General features: G+C 52.1%; 14 protein-coding genes. 10 read left to right on the forward strand and 4 right to left on the reverse strand.

Annotated features, from left to right (window positions below; genetic code table 11):
* Positions 1-55: 55 nt before the first annotated feature.
* The 6 genes from selA to GFC06_RS05285 all read left to right on the forward strand — a co-directional run bounded on the left by selA (position 56) and on the right by GFC06_RS05285 (position 7,909).
* Positions 56-1,447: an L-seryl-tRNA(Sec) selenium transferase gene (selA, locus tag GFC06_RS05260; protein WP_103767000.1), complete on the forward strand. Its 1,392-nt coding sequence runs from the start codon at positions 56-58 to the stop codon at positions 1,445-1,447.
* Positions 1,444-3,288 carry a selenocysteine-specific translation elongation factor gene (selB, locus tag GFC06_RS05265; protein WP_103766999.1) on the forward strand — a complete coding sequence of 615 codons (1,845 nt, stop codon included), beginning with the start codon at positions 1,444-1,446 and terminating at the stop codon, positions 3,286-3,288. Before selA ends, selB begins: the two co-directional genes overlap by 4 nt.
* Positions 3,289-3,476: 188 nt before the next feature.
* Entirely contained in the window at positions 3,477-4,628 is a 1,152-nt protein-coding gene (gene yiaY, locus GFC06_RS05270) for an L-threonine dehydrogenase (protein WP_049042802.1), read from the forward strand.
* Between the two features lie 92 nt (positions 4,629-4,720).
* Positions 4,721-6,259 carry an aldehyde dehydrogenase AldB gene (gene aldB / locus GFC06_RS05275; protein ID WP_019078065.1) on the forward strand — a complete coding sequence of 513 codons (1,539 nt, stop codon included), beginning with the start codon at positions 4,721-4,723 and terminating at the stop codon, positions 6,257-6,259.
* 184 nt (positions 6,260-6,443) lie between these two features.
* Entirely contained in the window at positions 6,444-6,767 is a 324-nt protein-coding gene (locus GFC06_RS05280) for a DUF3302 domain-containing protein (RefSeq protein WP_016154947.1), read from the forward strand.
* A gap of 5 nt (positions 6,768-6,772) precedes the next feature.
* Positions 6,773-7,909 (forward strand): HlyD family secretion protein, encoded by a 1,137-nt coding sequence (locus tag GFC06_RS05285; protein ID WP_153689907.1) that lies wholly within the window; start codon positions 6,773-6,775, stop codon positions 7,907-7,909.
* A gap of 48 nt (positions 7,910-7,957) precedes the next feature.
* Here GFC06_RS05285 and GFC06_RS05290 read toward each other — a convergent pair whose 3' ends face one another.
* Complete coding sequence (locus tag GFC06_RS05290; RefSeq protein WP_153689908.1) at positions 7,958-8,911, reverse strand: LysR family transcriptional regulator; 954 nt, start codon at positions 8,909-8,911, stop codon at positions 7,958-7,960.
* A 121-nt stretch (positions 8,912-9,032) separates the two neighbouring features.
* Here GFC06_RS05290 and GFC06_RS05295 point away from each other — a divergent pair, with 121 nt between their 5' ends.
* Both GFC06_RS05295 and GFC06_RS05300 read left to right on the forward strand, forming a co-directional pair.
* Positions 9,033-9,773: a MipA/OmpV family protein gene (locus GFC06_RS05295; protein WP_153689909.1), complete on the forward strand. Its 741-nt coding sequence runs from the start codon at positions 9,033-9,035 to the stop codon at positions 9,771-9,773.
* A gap of 236 nt (positions 9,774-10,009) precedes the next feature.
* A complete protein-coding gene (locus GFC06_RS05300; RefSeq protein ID WP_153689910.1) occupies positions 10,010-10,483 on the forward strand; it encodes a 4Fe-4S dicluster domain-containing protein in 474 nt (157 codons plus the stop codon).
* Positions 10,484-10,519: 36 nt separating this feature from the next.
* Here GFC06_RS05300 and avtA read toward each other — a convergent pair whose 3' ends face one another.
* Positions 10,520-11,770 carry a valine--pyruvate transaminase gene (gene avtA, locus GFC06_RS05305; RefSeq protein ID WP_032931931.1) on the reverse strand — a complete coding sequence of 417 codons (1,251 nt, stop codon included), beginning with the start codon at positions 11,768-11,770 and terminating at the stop codon, positions 10,520-10,522.
* A 176-nt stretch (positions 11,771-11,946) separates the two neighbouring features.
* Positions 11,947-13,977 (reverse strand): alpha-amylase, encoded by a 2,031-nt coding sequence (malS, locus tag GFC06_RS05310; RefSeq protein WP_153689911.1) that lies wholly within the window; start codon positions 13,975-13,977, stop codon positions 11,947-11,949.
* Positions 13,978-14,293: 316 nt separating this feature from the next.
* On the opposite strand from malS, the gene GFC06_RS05315 reads away from it, so the two are divergent.
* Positions 14,294-15,118: a protein bax gene (locus GFC06_RS05315; RefSeq protein ID WP_016154930.1), complete on the forward strand. Its 825-nt coding sequence runs from the start codon at positions 14,294-14,296 to the stop codon at positions 15,116-15,118.
* Between the two features lie 41 nt (positions 15,119-15,159).
* Here GFC06_RS05315 and xylR read toward each other — a convergent pair whose 3' ends face one another.
* Positions 15,160-16,338 (reverse strand): D-xylose utilization transcriptional activator XylR, encoded by a 1,179-nt coding sequence (gene xylR / locus GFC06_RS05320; RefSeq protein ID WP_047501327.1) that lies wholly within the window; start codon positions 16,336-16,338, stop codon positions 15,160-15,162.
* Positions 16,339-16,699: 361 nt separating this feature from the next.
* Here xylR and xylA point away from each other — a divergent pair, with 361 nt between their 5' ends.
* Positions 16,700-18,022: a xylose isomerase gene (gene xylA, locus GFC06_RS05325; protein WP_153689912.1), complete on the forward strand. Its 1,323-nt coding sequence runs from the start codon at positions 16,700-16,702 to the stop codon at positions 18,020-18,022.
* The last annotated feature ends 59 nt before the right edge of the window (positions 18,023-18,081 follow it).

Below are 18,081 nucleotides of genomic sequence, written 5' to 3' on the forward strand. Positions count from 1 at the left end.
CTATATCGATATCCCTCTCCACGGTGGAGAGGGCCACCAACAGCCAGGCCCTTTCATGACAACCGACATGCGTTCACTCTACAGCCAGCTTCCTGCTATCGATCGTTTATTGCGCGATAGCGCCTTCCCAGCTTTACGTGAGTCTCACGGTCATACCCGGGTGGTTGACCTGCTGCGTCACATGCTCGACGAAGCCAGAGAAGCTATTCGCGACACGCACGCGCTCCCGGCATGGTGTGAGGACTGGGCGCAAGAGGCCTGCGCCCGGCTGGAACGAGAATCGCAAAGTGCGCTGCGTCCGGTGATTAACCTGACCGGAACGGTGCTGCATACCAATCTTGGTCGCGCATCGCAGGCCGAAGAAGCGATCGAGGCGGTGGTGCAGGTGATGCGCACGCCGGTGACGCTGGAATACAGCCTGGATGATGCCGGGCGTGGACATCGGGATCGGGCCCTGGCGGATTTACTCTGCCGTCTGACGGGGGCGGAAGACGCCTGTATCGTCAATAACAATGCGGCAGCGGTTTTGCTGATGCTGGCGGCCACAGCTAACGGCAAAGAGGTGGTCGTTTCACGCGGAGAGCTGGTAGAAATTGGCGGCGCGTTTCGTATTCCGGACGTGATGTGTCAGGCCGGATGTATTCTGCGCGAAGTGGGTACCACCAACCGGACCCACACGAAAGATTATCGTCAGGCGGTAAATGAAAATACCGGTCTGCTGATGAAAGTGCATACCAGTAATTACAGCATCGAAGGCTTTACGAAGTCGGTGGATGAGGCAGAGCTGGCCACTATTGGCAAGGAGCTGGATGTTCCGGTAGTGGCGGATCTCGGCAGCGGCTCGCTGGTTGATCTCAGCCAGTATGGATTACCGCAGGAGCCGATGCCGCAACAGCTGATTGCCGCTGGCGTTAGCCTGGTGAGCTTCTCTGGCGATAAATTACTGGGAGGGCCGCAGGCAGGGATTATTGTCGGTAAAAAAGAGATGATCGCGCGCTTACAGAGCCATCCGCTGAAACGTGCATTACGGGCTGATAAAATGACGCTGGCTGCGCTGGAAGCGACGCTGCGGCTCTACCTGCACCCGGAAGCGCTGGCAGCGAAGTTGCCGACGTTACGCCAGCTCACCCGCTCGCAGGAGGCTGTCCACGCGCAGGCACAACAATTACAGGCACGGCTTGCTGATCATTACGGCGACGAATTCGCCCTGAACGTTATGCCTTGTTTATCGCAGATAGGCAGCGGTTCGCTACCTGTTGATAGGCTGCCCAGCGCGGCATTAACCTTTACGCCACATGACGGGCGCGGTAGTCGCCTCGAAGCACTGGCCGCCCGTTGGCGTGCGCTGCCCGTGCCGATCATTGGGCGAATTTATGATGGTCGCTTATGGCTGGATCTGCGCTGCCTTGAGGACGAGACCCGGTTTATGGAGATGATGCTGAAATGATTATTGCAACCGCCGGACACGTTGACCACGGAAAAACAACGTTATTACAGGCGATTACTGGCGTGAATGCCGACCGTTTGCCGGAAGAAAAAAAGCGCGGCATGACCATCGATCTCGGTTATGCCTACTGGCCGCAGCCGGACGGAAGGATTCTGGGATTTATCGATGTTCCCGGACACGAAAAGTTTTTGTCCAACATGCTGGCGGGTGTCGGCGGGATCGACCATGCGCTGCTGGTGGTGGCGTGTGATGACGGCGTGATGGCGCAAACGCGTGAGCATTTGCAAATTCTGCAACTGACGGGCAACCCGCAGATCACCGTGGCGCTCACGAAAGCCGATCGCGTGGATGACGATCGCATCAACGCGGTACGTACTGAGGTGCATACTGCGCTTGAAAACTATGGATTCGCCGATGCGGTTCTGTTCGTGACGGCGGCCAGTGAAGGTCGTGGAATCGAAGAACTGCGCGATCATTTACAGCAATTAACGTCGCGCGAGCATGCCCGCGATTGCAGCTTTCGCCTGGCGATTGACCGTGCCTTTACGGTCAAAGGCGCGGGTCTGGTGGTGACCGGGACGGCGCTTAGCGGTGAAGTGACTGTTGGTGACACGCTGTGGCTCACGGGCGTCAACAAACCGATGCGCGTACGTAGCTTGCATGCGCAAAATCAGGCCACCGATCGCGCGCAGGCGGGGCAACGTATTGCGCTGAATATTGCTGGTGATGCACAAAAAGAAGAGCTTAACCGCGGCGACTGGCTGCTCTCCGATGCACCGCCAGAGGCGTTTACCCGCGTGATTGTCTCTTTAGAGCATGCCGCGCCGCTGATGCAGTGGCAACCGCTGCATATTCACCACGCGGCCAGCCACGTCACCGGCAGAATCTCCCTGCTTGAAGGGACGCTGGCGGAACTGGTGTTTGATACACCGCTCTGGCTCGCCGATAACGACCGTCTGGTGCTACGCGATATTTCGGCCCGCACGACGCTGGCTGGCGCGCGCGTGGTAACGCTCAATCCGCCGCGTCGCGGGAAGCGTAAGCCGGAATATTTGCAGTGGCTGGCAGCGCTGGAGAAGGTACAGAGTGACGGCGAAGCTCTGGCGCTGCATCTGACGCGCGGGGCGGTGAATATTCCTGACTTCGCCTGGGCGCGTCAGCTCAACGGCAACGGTATGCGTCCGTTGATTGAGCTGCATGGCTTTATTCAGGCGGGATACAGTCTGTTGAATGCTGCCGTTGCAGCGCGCTGGCAGCGGAAAGTCCTTGATACGCTGGCGACGTACCACGAGCAGCACCGTGATGAACCAGGACCTGGGCGAGAACGCCTGCGCCGTATGGCTTTGCCGATGGAAGACGAAGCGTTGGTCCTGCTGCTGATTGAAAAGATGCGTGAGAGCGGCGCCATCCATAGCCATCATGGCTGGCTGCATTTGCCGGATCATAAGGCCGGTTTCAACGAAGAGCAGCAGGCTATCTGGCAAAAAGCAGAACCGCTTTTTGGCGATGAGCCGTGGTGGGTGCGCGATTTGGCAAAACAGACGGGCACAGATGAGCAGATGATGCGTGTGGCGTTACGACAAGCAGCGCAGCAAGGCATCATCACCGCGATCGTCAAAGATCGCTATTACCGTAACGATCGGATTGTGGCCTTTGCCAATATGATCCGCGAACTGGATCAGGAGAAAGGATCGACCTGTGCTGCCGATTTCCGCGACAGGCTTAACGTTGGACGCAAATTGGCTATCCAGATTCTGGAATATTTTGACCGCATTGGTTTTACGCGTCGCCGGGGAAATGATCATTTATTACGCGATGCTTTGCTGTTTCCCGAAAAGTAATGAAACAATTAATTCAGGAATTAAATGAATTAATACAAAATAGATATTGATTGAAATAAGCACATTAGATTATGAACCTAATGTGCTTTTTAATTGTGGGTGTTATTAAAATAACAACCACGATCATATTTTGTTGGATATTTCACTCGTATGCTTCCTGACTCTTTAGAGTAATTAAGGATCGTACAATGGCTGCTTCAACATTTTTTATTCCTTCCGTGAATGTAATTGGCGCTGATTCATTAAAAGACGCAATGAATACAATGGCGGAATATGGTTTTCGTCGTACGCTGATTGTCACGGATGCCATGCTGACAAAATTAGGTATGGCAGGCGAGATTCAAAAAGCATTACAGGAACGTGATATTTTCAGCGTAATTTTCGACGGTACGCATCCTAATCCCACGACCAGCAACGTCGCTGCTGGCCTGCATATACTGAAAGAAAATGAATGTGATAGCGTTATTTCCCTCGGCGGCGGTTCTCCGCACGATTGTGCGAAGGGCATTGCGCTGGTGGCGGCTAACGGCGGCGATATTCGCGATTACGAAGGTGTGGACCGTTCTGCAAAACCACAGCTGCCGATGATCGCCATTAACACCACCGCGGGCACGGCATCTGAAATGACCCGTTTCTGCATCATTACCGATGAAGTACGCCACATTAAAATGGCGATTGTGGATAAGCACGTTACGCCGCTGCTGTCCGTTAATGACTCCTCGCTGATGGTCGGCATGCCGAAGTCCCTGACAGCGGCAACCGGTATGGATGCGCTGACCCACGCCATTGAAGCCTACGTGTCTATTGCTGCAACGCCGATTACCGATGCGTGCGCGTTGAAAGCGGTCACCATGATTGCGGAAAACCTTCCGGTCGCCGTTGCAGATGGCAGCAATGCTCAGGCGCGCGAAGCCATGGCTTACGCGCAGTTCCTCGCGGGCATGGCTTTTAACAACGCTTCTCTTGGTTATGTGCACGCAATGGCGCACCAGTTGGGTGGCTTCTACGATCTGCCGCACGGTGTATGTAACGCAGTGCTGCTGCCGCATGTGCAGGTCTTCAATAGCAAAGTGGCTGCCGCTCGCCTGCGTGATTGCGCTGCGGCAATGGGCGTGGACGTTGCTGGCTTGAGCACAGAGCAAGGGGCGGAAGCCTGCATCGCGGCGATCCGCGAACTGGCGCAGAAAGTGAATATCCCGGCCGGTCTGCGTGAGTTGAACGTGAAGGAAGAGGATATTGCCGTACTGGCGACCAATGCTCTGAAAGATGCCTGCGGTTTCACTAACCCGATTCAGGCGACTCATGAAGAAATCATGGCGATTTATCGCGCTGCTATGTAATTCGTGATACCTGTCGTAAAGCAGTAAATGGCTGGCGAATAATTCGCCAGCCCCGTCTACCCTTGTAGTACCCCTACAGCAAGGAGACGGTCATGACCAATAACCCCCCTTCAACGCGTATTTATCCCGGCGAGTATGGTTACCCTCTGAAGTTAAAAGCCCGATACGATAACTTTATCGGCGGTGACTGGGTTGCCCCGGTGGACGGCGAGTATTACCAAAACCTGACGCCGGTAACCGGGCAATTACTGTGCGAAGTGGCCTCTTCCGGCAAAAAGGATATCGATCTGGCACTGGATGCCGCGCACAAAGTAAAAGACAAGTGGGCACAGACATCCGTGCAGGACAGGGCAGCGATACTGTTCAAAATCGCCGATCGTATGGAGCAAAACCTGGAACTGCTGGCGACGGCAGAAACCTGGGATAACGGTAAGCCCATCCGCGAAACCAGCGCGGCAGATGTTCCGCTGGCGATTGACCATTTCCGCTATTTCGCTTCCTGTATTCGTGCGCAGGAAGGGGGAATAAGCGAGGTTGATAGCGAGACCGTGGCTTATCACTTCCATGAACCTCTTGGCGTGGTAGGGCAAATTATCCCGTGGAACTTCCCGCTGCTGATGGCCAGCTGGAAGATGGCGCCCGCGCTGGCGGCGGGTAACTGCGTCGTGCTTAAACCCGCGCGCCTCACGCCGCTGTCCGTGCTGTTGCTGATGGAAGTCATCGGCGATCTGCTCCCGCCAGGCGTGGTGAACGTGGTAAACGGTGCGGGTGGGGAAATCGGTGAGTATCTGGCGACGTCTAAGCGCATTGCGAAAGTGGCGTTTACCGGCTCAACGGAAGTTGGGCAGCAGATCATGCAATACGCCACGCAGAACATTATTCCCGTCACGCTGGAGCTGGGTGGGAAATCGCCCAATATCTTCTTCGCTGATGTGATGGATGAAGAGGATGCGTTTTTTGACAAAGCGCTGGAAGGTTTCGCGCTGTTTGCCTTCAATCAGGGTGAAGTGTGTACCTGTCCGAGCCGTGCGTTAGTACAGGAATCTATTTACGAACGTTTTATGGAAAGAGCTATTCGCCGGGTGGAGAGTATTCGCAGCGGCAACCCGTTAGACAGCGTGACGCAAATGGGTGCGCAGGTCTCGCATGGTCAACTGGAAACCATTTTGAATTACATCGATATTGGTAAGAAAGAAGGGGCTGATGTTCTCACCGGCGGGCGGCGCAAGCAACTGGATGGCGACTTAAAAGAAGGTTATTACCTCGAACCAACCATTCTGTTTGGCAAGAACAACATGCGGGTTTTCCAGGAAGAGATCTTCGGGCCCGTGCTGGCCGTCACGACCTTTAAAACTATGGAAGAGGCGCTGGAAATCGCCAATGACACCCAATATGGGCTTGGCGCTGGCGTCTGGAGCCGTAACGGAAATCTGGCGTACAAGATGGGCCGTGGGATTCAGGCGGGGCGTGTTTGGACCAACTGTTACCATGCTTACCCCGCCCATGCGGCATTCGGTGGCTATAAGCAGTCAGGCATCGGGCGCGAGACGCATAAGATGATGCTCGAGCATTATCAGCAAACCAAATGTCTGCTGGTGAGCTACTCGGATAAACCGCTGGGACTATTTTAATTTCTCATCACTTATTGCCCGGTTTTGCGCCGGGCATATCTTTATTCTGCAGTTATATATAAACCCATATATCGTTATATAAATAAGACGATTGCATCCAATCTGGTCATTCCACTACTATTATCAACTCTATTGTGTAAATCAAATTGCAGCCGAATTTTCAATTTAAATCCCTGAGGCAAATATGTTCCTTAATTATTTTGCATTAGGAGTGCTTATTTTTGTATTCCTGGTCATTTTTTACGGGATTATTATTCTGCATGATATTCCCTATCTCATTGCAAAGAAACGTAACCATCCTCATGCTGACGCAATACATGTCGCAGGATGGGTGAGTTTGTTTACCTTACATGTCATGTGGCCCTTTTTATGGATCTGGGCAACGCTTTATCGCCCGGAACGCGGGTGGGGCATGCAAAGCGCGGATTCTTCCCTGATCCAGTTGCAGGCCAGGGTTGCCGATCTGGAAAAGAAACTGGGTGAGGCGAAGACCTCTCCGGCGGAGTAATATCGATGGATTTATTGATCGTTCTGACCTATGTGGCGTGCGCATGGTCAATATTTAAGATTTTTAAAATTCCTGCCAATAAATGGACAGTACCCACTGCAGCATTGGGCGGTATATTCATTGTTTGCGGGCTTATATTACTGATGAATTATAACCATCCGTATACATTTAAGGCGCAAAAGGCGGTAATTTCTATTCCCGTAGTACCGCAGGTCACGGGGGTCGTGACGGAAGTGACGGATAAGAAGAATACGCTGATCAAAAAAGGTGAGGTGCTGTTTAAACTTAATCCGGGACGTTATCAGGCACGAGTGGATCGCCTGAAAGCTGATATTGTCACCGCACAACATAAAGAGCAGGTGCTGGTGGCGCAGTTAGACGAAATGCAAGCCAACACGCAGCGGGTAAAGGCTACCCGTGACAAGCTAGCTAAAGATTACCAGCGCTATGCGCAGGGGAGTCAGGCGAAGGTCAATCCTTTTTCTGAACGCGATATCGATGCGGCGCGGCAAAATTATCTGGCGCAGGAAGCAGCGGTGAAATCCTCCGTTGCGGAACAACAGCAAATCCAGAGTCAGTTAGACAGCCTGGTGCAGGGTGAGAATTCGCAAATTGCCAGCCTGAAAGCGCAGTTAGCCGAAGCGGAGTTCAACCTGGACCAGACAGTGGTTCGTGCGCCCAGCGATGGTTACGTTACGCAGGTGTTGATGCGACCGGGAACCTATGCCGCCGCGCTGCCTATGCGTCCGGTGATGGTGTTTATCCCGGATCAAAAACGGCAAATTATCGCCCAGTTCCGGCAAAACTCGTTGCTGCGATTGGAGCCAGGCGATGAAGCTGAAGTGGTGTTTAACGCCCTGCCGGGTAAGGTTTTCAGCGGCAAACTGGCTGCCATCAGTCCGGCCGTACCGGGGGGGACATACCAGTCGAATGGGGCGCTGCAATCCTTAAATTCTACGCCCGGATCGGAAGGGGTGATCGCCACGATTGAGCTGAATGATAATGTGGATGTGAACGCTCTGCCTGATGGGATTTATGCGCAGGTCGCGGTTTATTCTGATCACTTCACCCATGTGTCAGTGATGCGTAAGGTTCTGCTGCGTATGACCAGTTGGGTGCATTATCTGTATCTCGATCACTAGGCACAGGCTATTTTGCTTACCATTTTGAACCTGGTACCCTAATTTCGCTTACTCAGGCTGCTGTTCCAGCGCCTGAGTAAGTTGCTGGCGGAGCTCTGTCAACATCTCATCAAGAATAAACTGTACCCGCCATGGCTGATATTCACGTTTGCGGAAAATCACCACCAAATCCAGCCACCATTCATGTTGTTCTGAGAAACATGGAACCAGCGACCCGGATTCAATATCTTTTTGGATACTCGCATTTGGCGCAAAAACAATGCCCAGATGGTTACGTGCCAGCGCCAGTGCAGACTGTGTATTGTCGCAGACATAATTTCCGGTTACCCGATAATCGTGCATCTCCTTGCCTCCGGCAGAAGTGAAACGCCAGATATTAGCCTCATCTATCATCATGGAATCAATCAGGATACAGGAATGTTCTTCCAGTTCATCAGGGCTACTAATAGGATGTGCTTTGATATACTCAGGGCTGGCAAAAGCCGTCACCGCATATTTAGTAATGAAACTGGCAACCAGAGATTCATCTTTAGGATGGGCATAGGTGATTAAAATATCACAGTCTTCAGGGAAGTCGACACCTTCAAAAAATGCCTTTCGTTCCAGGTTACATGTTTTAAGTGAGAGACTAATTCCACCGATATCCTGAATTTTTGCGATCACATGTTGCGATAAATAAGCAATTATGCCCGTCGGAGCATATACGGTTACCCGGCCACGTTTTTCGTGCTTATAATCAGCAATGAAATTATTGAGCTGATCGTTTCTGTCCAACATGTCATTGATGTAAGGAAGCAGCGCTGTACCAAACGGTGTGAGGGTGAGCTGTCGAGTGGTGCGATCAAATACCTTTAGTCCAACTTTGGATTCAAAATCAGCAAGATACTTACTAACGTTGGCTTGTGCGATGCCGAGAACCGTAGCGGCATGACTGATGTTTTCACTGGCAGCAATTACCGAAATAATCTTCAGTTCCCGGTGTTTGAGTTGTAATTTGTTCATCGCCAAACCCAATATATATATGTTTGTATATATTACTATATAAATATGAATCTTGCACCGATGAAATTGTAAGCATTATTATGCACGCGTTTTGTATCTTATTTTAAAATGGAATGTGGGCATGTTAATTAAACGCAATATTGTGGCGCTATTCGCCTTTTCATTTATGGCGAGCGCAACTGCCGCAGAATTTTCTATTGGCGGCGGCGCTGTATATAACGAATCTCCTTATCGTGGATATAGTGATAACGTTCACGCAGTACCGCTTGTCAGTTATGAAAGTGAATCATTTTATTTTAGGCAAACAACGTTAGGTTATATTCTTTCAAAAAATGAAAGTAATGAATTTAGCATTACTGCCTCGTACATGCCGCTTGAGTTTGATCCGGGTGATAACGACGATCAAGCGATGAAGCAACTGAACAAGCGTGACGCAACCGCGATGGCGGGTGCTGCATGGTATCACCATGAGAAATGGGGCAGCGTGAAAGTCTCCGCAGCAGCGGATGTGCTGGACAACAGCAACGGTTGGGTTGGGGAAATGTCTCTGTTTCGCCAAATGCCGATGGGCAAGCTGACGCTGACGCCGGCGATTGGCGTGCTCTACTATGACGAAAACTTCAACGAATATTACTACGGCATCTCTGGCAATGAATCCCGCCGTAGTGGGTTATCAAGCTACTCCCCTGGCGATAGCTGGACACCGTATGTTGGCCTGTCCGCTAAATACGCATTGACCAGCAATCTGACGCTGCTGGCCAGCGCCAACTATAGTGCGCTGCCAGATGATATTAAAAATAGCCCGATGGTTGACCGTGATGACAGCTTTACCTTTATGTCCGGTCTGACCTGGCGTTTCTGATTCTCACCCGTTTGTCCTCAGGGAGGAGGGCAATCTTTTCAATGTGATAGACCGGATAAGACCCGAAGCATCGTCATCCGGCCATTTCCAATGAGCTGGGTTTTACCGTTCGCGATTAGGCGGATCGCCATAGTTGTTCAGGCACCTGACAATATTTAACCGTTTCCCCTGTCCGATCAAGGCGTCAGGGGCAACCTCTCTGGCACTCTGTGGTTTTCACGCAGACGGAGGGTGCAATGAACGAGTTTATTATGGCGGATGCGGCAAAATGTATTGGGTGTCGTACCTGTGAAGTTGCCTGCGTCGTCGCGCACCAGCAAAACCAGGACTGCGCGTCGGTCTCTTCCACTGCGTTTACCCCGCGCATCCGCGTGATCAAAGACGACGCCTTTACGACGGCAGTCGCCTGCCATCAATGCGAGGACGCTCCCTGTGCAAATGTCTGCCCGACGCACGCAATTCGTCGTGAACATGGGCATATCTTCGTTGAACAGACGCGTTGTATTGGCTGTAAAAGTTGTATGCTGGCCTGCCCGTTTGGGGCAATGAATATCGTCGCCCGCTCGTCACGGGTGCAGGCGATAAAGTGCGATTTATGCTGGCACCGTGATGCGGGACCCGCGTGTGTCGAAGCCTGTCCGACCAGCGCGTTGCAGTGTATAGATGCCGTCAGTATTCAGCGCCAGCGCCTGGGTTCACTACCACAGTAATGTGAGTCCCGACCTGTGGTTAGGTCGGGACTTGCGTTAGCCTTCCTGCCAGGCGCGTTCGATCTCTTCAGCCAGAATCTTCACTCCAGCTTCTATTTTCTCTGGTTCTGGCACGTAGTTCATCCGCATACACTGATGCGTATGCGGCCAGGGTTTATCCAGACCAGGGAAGAAGTAGTCACCAGGAACCATCAGCACGCCGCGCGCTTTCAGACGCTGATACAACAGTTCGGTGCTGATAGGCAAATCTTTGAACCATAACCACAGGAAAATCGCGCCCTCCGGTTTATGAATAAGGCACCGATCTTCAGATAAATAGCGGCGAATGATCGCAATCGTCTCCTGAACGCGCTGATAATAAAACGGCTTTATCACCGTCTCGGACAGGCGCAGAAGGTCGTTGCGCTTAATCATTTCGCACATGATTGCCGGACCCATTCCGCCAGGCGCGAGACTGATAATGCCGTTCATGTTGGTGATGGCGGTGATGATTTTTTCATTCGCGATAATGATGCCGCAGCGGGAGCCTGGCAGACCCAGCTTGGAAAGGCTCATGCACAGCACAATGTTGGGATTCCACAGCGGGCGCGCTTCGCTAAAGATGATGCCGGGGAACGGTACGCCATAGGCGTTATCAATCACCAGCGGGATCCCATGCTGGTTAGCCAGCCGGTCCAGCTTCATCAGCTCTTCATCGGTGATCACGTTGCCTGTCGGATTTGTCGGACGTGACACGCAGATCATGCCCGTCTCTTCACCGATGTGCAGGTGTTCAAAATCAACGTGATACTTAAACTGACCTTCTGGTAACAGTTCGATATTTGGACGCGCGGAGACAAAGAGATCCTCTTCCAGCCCGGAATCGGCATAGCCAATGTATTCCGGAGCTAACGGGAACAACACTTTTTGCGTTGTTCCGTCGGCGCGGCGTCCGGCGAACAGATTGAATAAGTAGAAAAATGCGCTCTGACTGCCATTTGTCAGTGCAATATTTTGTGGCTCGATATCCCAACCCTGCTTCTCACGTAGCAGTTTCGCCAGCTCAGTCAGCAGCTCGGTTTTACCTTGTGGACCATCGTAATTGCAAAGCGCATCAGTGGCTTTGCCGTTTTCCAGCATATCTGCCAGCAGAGACTGAAAGTAATTTTGCATCTCTGGAATTTGCGCCGGATTGCCGCCACCGAGCATGATGGCGCCTGGGGTGCGTAAACCGTCGTTAAGGTCCTCCATCAGGCGTGTGATGCCTGAATGGCGGGTAAATTTGTCGCCAAAAAGTGAGAATGTCATAGCAGGTGGTCTGTCGAACTGAGTAGTAAAGTGGCTAACCATAGCGCTACCCATGGCAGGGTGCAAATCAGGGGTATGAGGCTGGATTGAGATTTTGTGCTACTGATTTTTATTTGGCTGGTTTTTAATGTTGAGTAAGGCTTCCCGCTGCGTGGACAGCGAGAAGCCTGCCGGGATCAGGGCTGACCGGCCCACACCACCATCACCTTATCGTCGCCATGCTCACGAATAAATCCGTATCCCTGCTTCAGCGGCAGCGTGATTTGTTTACCGGCGCCAATGGCGGGATGTCTGGCCCTGAACTGACTGATTCGCTGCCAGTGGGCGACGCTGGCGGCAGATTTCCCGGTCACATCCTGCCAGTTCATTTCTGAGCGCGTACCCTGTAATGGGTCTGAGCCGGTTGGGCCAAAGGGGCGGGCCGACTCGTCGCCATAAAAGAGTTGAACCGCGCCAGGTGCCAGCAGCAATAGCTCGGCGGCGTTGTCTCCACCTTCGCGGAACAGACGTGTATCGTGCGAGGAGAGATAGCTCAGGACGTTGAAGTCCTGCAATTTATCCGCCATCTGCTGCCAGGTGGGGTCCATATTTGCCAGACAATCAACGGCCTTTGCCGCCTGCTCCTGGTAGTCGAAATTGATCATCGCATCGAAGCCGTGACGGTAATAGTCGCTTTGCATCACACCGTGACCCCAGGCCTCGCCAGTCATCCAGAAGGGGTTATCATCCAGCGCTTTTTCCGGATTGGCTTTCTTCCATTCGACCAGCGCCGCGCTGGCTTGTGTTTTTAGCTGCTGCCAGGCGGGAAGCTCGACGTGTTTAGCGGTGTCGACCCGAAAGCCGTCAATCCCATAATCACGCACCCACTGACTGAGCCAGTGCGTCAGATAATCCCGGGGCGTGTAACCGGCGATGGCTTTGGCGTGCGTATCCGGCTTGTGCTGATAAAAGTTTGGCAGCCCGGAAGGCGTGGTGGATTCGGTTTTCAGATCGGGCAGGAAAGCCAGCGACATCGTCAGGTCGTCAAAGCCAGGATTGTCGTAATCGCCAATATCGGTGCGGATCCAGTTTTTTCCCCACCATTTTTCCCAGCCAGCTTTATCGCTAAAGTTGATGTAATCATTGAAACTGTGCCAGCTTTGCCCGGCGGATGGCTGCCAGTCCGTCCAGCGTTCCCCGAGCGTTTTTTTCAGTTCATCGCCCGATAGGTACAGTGCCCCAAACTGATACTCCTGCATATCCGCCAGCGTGGCGTAGCCGGTATGGTTCATCACCACATCAAACAAGACACGGATGCCGCGCTGGTGTGCGCCATCAACCAGCGCGCGCAGGTCCGCTTCGTTTCCCATATTGGCGTCAAGCGTGGTCCAGTCCTGGGTGTAGTAGCCGTGGTAAGCGTAGTGGGGGAAGTCCCCTTTGGCGCCACCGCCGACCCAGCCGTGGATTTGCTCAAACGGCGCGCTGATCCACAGGGCGTTGACGCCTAACTGTTGCAGGTAGTCGAGTTTGCTGGCGAGCCCGCGCAAATCGCCACCGTGGAACGTGCCAATTTCCTGCATGCCGTCGTTGCGACGCCCATAGCTGTGATCGTTACTCGGATCGCCATTCACAAAGCGGTCCGTCAGGACGAAATACACCGTGGCGTTATGCCAGTCGAAAGCGGCGGGGGCATCGGTTTCTGCCCGTTCCAGTAGCAACAGCCCGTTACTTGTTGCGGCGGGTTGTAGGGTAATCGACCCGTTTTTTACCGTTGCCGTTTGCTGGCTGTAGAAATCACGCACCACGGCACCTTCCGGGAAGGTCTGGCTCACGTCCAGCGTTAATGGTGAACCGTCCCATTTCGGGCATTGGCGAATCTGGGTGGTGACGGTGTCCTTAGCACTTTTTACCAACAGCATCAGCGTTGGCGTACCGGAGCGGGTATCGATTTCCAGCGTGTAATCGCCGTCTTTGAATAAACGCCACTGTGGCGGCGTGCCTTCACAAGGTTTTAGCGACAGCATCTGGTTGAGTTTTATCGCATCAGCAGGCTGCCAGCACTGTTGGTCAAAATTTAGGGTTAAAGGACGGGTACCCTTCGTCAACGCTGCATGGCTGACGAATTTTCCCGTACCTTCCGCTTCGAAGGTGGGAAGTCCTTGAGACGTCCATGATGAGGCGATGGCAATGCCGGGCATTAGCGCCAGCGCAACGGCGGCAAGTTTCATAGTGCTGTCCTTGATGCTGCGATTTTCGCCAGTTTGCCAGTGAAATCAGGCCGGAAACTCCTCCTTTGAGTTGATTCCGCCAGGAGGAGAAGGGAGGGTGAGCGATCGCGCGCAAAAAATGAACTGATTTTGCGATAACCTCCACATTTTCTTCGAATTAATGGCACCCAGAACCGTTAATACGTGACATAGTTTCAGAATTGGACTATTCCTGTGGGTGCTCTTGACGGCTATTTTTGATATGATTTGAGATTCATCTCTCATTTTTGTGAAAAATATAAGGTGTTGGAATGTATAAATCCGACCAGGAGACCTAATGATATTGACTCCCATTCGACGATATGGGGCAATGATTCTTATGTTACTCACCGTTGCATTTTCGGGTGAGGTGCTGGCAAAGACACACACGGCGACAACGAGTCACAAGCCCCAGATAACCAAGGCAAGTAATAAACAGGTTAGCAGTAAACAAGAGTATTCTCGCAATAGTGCAAAGAGTAGTTCACTTCCTGATTTGCGAAAATACCCTTCCGGAACACCAAGGAAAAAAGCGTTTCTCCGGACGGTTATGCCTTATATTACCAGTCAAAATGCTGCCATTACGGCGGACCGTAACTGGCTGATTTCAAAACAGTACCAGAACCGCTGGTCACCGACTGAGCGTACGCGTATGAAAGACATCGCGAAGCGCTACAAGGTGAACTGGTCTGGTAACACGCGTAAAATTCCGTGGAATACGCTGCTTGAACGTGTAGACATTATCCCGACCAGTATGGTGGCAACCATGGCTGCGGCAGAAAGCGGCTGGGGTACGTCGAAGCTGGCGCGTAGCAACAACAACCTGTTTGGCATGAAATGTGGCAAGGGTCGTTGTAACAATGCACCGGGTAAGGTGAAAGGCTACTCACAGTTTGAATCAGTGAAAGAGTCGGTGAATGCTTACGTCATTAATTTGAATACGCATCCGGCCTACTCTTCCTTCCGTAAGTCACGTGCGCAGTTGCGTAAAGCCGATCAGGAAGTCACCGCCACCGCGATGATCCATAAGCTGAAGGGTTATTCCACTAAGGGACAGAGTTATAACAACTATCTGTTCGCAATGTATCAGGACAACCAGCGTTTAATCGCCGCGCATATGTAATTTCGAGTGCCGGATGGCGACTTCGCCCTCCGGCTATCATCCTATAGCAACACTTCACTGTTCACATCGCGATACTCTTTTGGCGTCGTGTCGTACTCTTTCTTAAATACCGAATAGAAATACTGCAGAGATGGGTAGCCGCACATTTGTGAAATTTCGTTGATTGAAAGCGTGGTAGAAATCAACAGGCTGCGCGCCTTTTCCAGCTTTTCGGCATGAATCACGGCGTGAATGGTCTCTCCGACCTCTTCTTTAAAGCGTTTCTCCAGATTCGAACGTGAAATCCCTACTGAATCCAGCACTTGTTCAACCTTAATGCCTTTACAGGCATGATTACGAATAAAGTGCATCGCCTGAATTACCGCTGGATCGGTCAAGGAGCGGTAATCGGTTGAACGACGTTCTACAACACGCACCGGTGGAACCAGAATGCGTTGCAGCGGCAGTTCTTCATTCGCCAGCATACGATGCAGGAGTTTTGCGGCCTGATATCCCATCTGTCTGGCTCCCTGAGCCACGGATGACAGCGCTACCCGTGACAGGTAACGGGTCAATTCTTCGTTGTCTATCCCTATCACGCACAGTTTTTCCGGTACGGGAATATGCAGGTGTTCACAGACTTGCAGGACGTGTCGTGCCCGCGCGTCGGTGACCGCGATAATGCCGGTTTGCGGCGGCAGAGTTTGCAGCCAGTCCGCCAGCCTATTTTGCGCGTGCTGCCAGTTCTCCGGTGCGGTTTCCAGCCCCTGATAGACGACGCCGCGGTACTTCTCTTTGGCAACCAACTGGCAAAACGCATATTCACGTTCTGCGGCCCAGCGTTTACCGCTTGAGGAAGGCAGGCCGTAAAACGCAAAGCGGTTAATCCCTTTCTCTTTCAGATGCAGGAAAGCGCTTTCTACCAGCGCGTGGTTGTCGGTGGCAATGTAATGTACTGATGGATAATCTTGCTGCAGATGGTAGGAACCCCCAACGCCGATGATCGGAACATCGACATCGACAAGTAATTGCGCAATATCATCATCGTCATAATCAGCAATAACGCCATCGCCCAACCAGTCTTTAATATTATCGATACGGGCGCGGAAATCTTCCTCAATGAATATATCCCACTCGGATTGCGATGCCTGTAAATATTCACCCACTCCTTCTACCACCTGGCGGTCATAGGCTTTATTGGCATTAAATAACAGAGTGATGCGGTGACGTTTATCAAACATAAGAACCTGTCCTGGAAAGGTTAACGTGGGCCTGTCGATACTAGCAAAACCGCAGGTACGACTGCTTGATGAAGCGTGACAAATTTCCTGATTGCCTGAGGCTACGCAAAATTTACATACTGCTAGCGGGATGACAATTGTCATTTTTTATCTGCGCATTACGGTTTTTTGTTTAATGGCTAACCTTCGATCGTGATCGCCTTTTTATTTCTTTTTTCAGCGCGTTTTTTTGGGAGCCAGCGCACGTTTGGGTATTCTCTTAATCGCGGTGTGAAATAACGTAATTGAGCAATAAATCAGGAAATTCCAGTATAGCCATATCGCAGTTTACTTGCCGTATTACCTGATTATGGAGCTTATTATGCCGGCTTATTTTGACCAACTCGATCGTGTACGTTTTGAAGGAACTCAGTCCACCAACCCGCTCGCATTTCGTCATTACAACCCAGACGAAATCGTGTTAGGCAAGCGTATGGAAGATCACCTGCGGTTTGCTGCCTGCTACTGGCACACTTTCTGCTGGAATGGTGCAGATATGTTTGGTGTTGGTGCATTTAATCGCCCGTGGCAGCAGCCCGGTGAAGCGCTGGAATTAGCGAAGCGCAAGGCGGACGTGGCGTTCGAGTTTTTCCACAAACTGAACGTGCCCTACTACTGCTTCCATGACGTGGATGTCTCGCCGGAAGGTGCGTCGCTGAAAGAGTACAAAAACAATTTTGCGCAGATGGTTGATGTACTGGCGGCAAAACAGGAACAGAGCGGCGTGAAGCTGCTGTGGGGAACGGCAAACTGCTTCACCAACCCACGTTACGGCGCGGGCGCGGCCACGAACCCGGATCCAGAAGTGTTCAGCTGGGCCGCCACGCAGGTGGTTACGGCTATGGATGCCACGCATAAATTAGGCGGTGAAAACTACGTTCTGTGGGGCGGTCGTGAAGGCTATGAAACGCTACTGAATACCGATCTGCGGCAGGAACGTGAGCAAATTGGCCGCTTCATGCAACTGGTCGTGGAACACAAACACAAAACTGGTTTCCAGGGCACTTTGCTTATCGAACCGAAGCCGCAGGAACCGACCAAGCACCAGTACGATTACGATGCGGCGACCGTATACGGATTCCTCAAGCAGTTCGGTCTGGAAAAAGAGATCAAACTGAATATCGAAGCCAACCACGCCACGTTGGCGGGTCACTCGTTCCATCACGAAATCGCCACCGCTATCGCACTGGGCCTGTTTGGCTCTGTCGATGCCAACCGTGGGGACGCGCAACTGGGCTGGGACACTGACCAGTTCCCGAATAGCGTAGAAGAGAATGCGTTGGTGATGTACGAAATCCTGAAAGCCGGCGGCTTCACCACCGGTGGTCTGAACTTCGATGCCAAGGTTCGTCGTCAGAGTACCGATAAATACGATCTGTTCTATGGTCATATTGGCGCGATGGATACCATGGCGCTGTCGCTGAAAATTGCGGCGCGTATGATTGAAGACGGTGGTCTGGATCAGCGCGTGGCTAAACGTTATGCCGGTTGGAATGGTGAGCTGGGCCAGCAAATTCTGAAAGGGCAGATGACGCTGACGGAAATTGCGCAGTACGCTGAACAACACAACCTGGCGCCAGTGCACCAGAGCGGTCATCAGGAATTGCTGGAAAATCTGGTGAACCATTATTTGTTCGACAAATAACGGGTCTCTGAGCATGTCCGTAAGCCCGGTCAGCTCGCGCGACCGGGCCTTTCTTTAAG

Source organism: Citrobacter braakii (assembly GCF_009648935.1).
GTDB classification, from domain to species: Bacteria; Pseudomonadota; Gammaproteobacteria; order Enterobacterales; family Enterobacteriaceae; genus Citrobacter; species Citrobacter braakii.

Coding starts and splice junctions, on each gene's coding strand:
- selA (WP_103767000.1), top strand. CDS start 56: ATGACAACCGACATGCGTTCACTCTACAGCCAGCTTCCTGCTATCGAT.
- selB (WP_103766999.1), top strand. CDS start 1,444: ATGATTATTGCAACCGCCGGACACGTTGACCACGGAAAAACAACGTTA.
- yiaY (WP_049042802.1), top strand. CDS start 3,477: ATGGCTGCTTCAACATTTTTTATTCCTTCCGTGAATGTAATTGGCGCT.
- aldB (WP_019078065.1), top strand. CDS start 4,721: ATGACCAATAACCCCCCTTCAACGCGTATTTATCCCGGCGAGTATGGT.
- GFC06_RS05280 (WP_016154947.1), top strand. CDS start 6,444: ATGTTCCTTAATTATTTTGCATTAGGAGTGCTTATTTTTGTATTCCTG.
- GFC06_RS05285 (WP_153689907.1), top strand. CDS start 6,773: ATGGATTTATTGATCGTTCTGACCTATGTGGCGTGCGCATGGTCAATA.
- GFC06_RS05290 (WP_153689908.1), bottom strand. CDS start 8,911: ATGAACAAATTACAACTCAAACACCGGGAACTGAAGATTATTTCGGTA.
- GFC06_RS05295 (WP_153689909.1), top strand. CDS start 9,033: ATGTTAATTAAACGCAATATTGTGGCGCTATTCGCCTTTTCATTTATG.
- GFC06_RS05300 (WP_153689910.1), top strand. CDS start 10,010: ATGAACGAGTTTATTATGGCGGATGCGGCAAAATGTATTGGGTGTCGT.
- avtA (WP_032931931.1), bottom strand. CDS start 11,770: ATGACATTCTCACTTTTTGGCGACAAATTTACCCGCCATTCAGGCATC.
- malS (WP_153689911.1), bottom strand. CDS start 13,977: ATGAAACTTGCCGCCGTTGCGCTGGCGCTAATGCCCGGCATTGCCATC.
- GFC06_RS05315 (WP_016154930.1), top strand. CDS start 14,294: ATGATATTGACTCCCATTCGACGATATGGGGCAATGATTCTTATGTTA.
- xylR (WP_047501327.1), bottom strand. CDS start 16,338: ATGTTTGATAAACGTCACCGCATCACTCTGTTATTTAATGCCAATAAA.
- xylA (WP_153689912.1), top strand. CDS start 16,700: ATGCCGGCTTATTTTGACCAACTCGATCGTGTACGTTTTGAAGGAACT.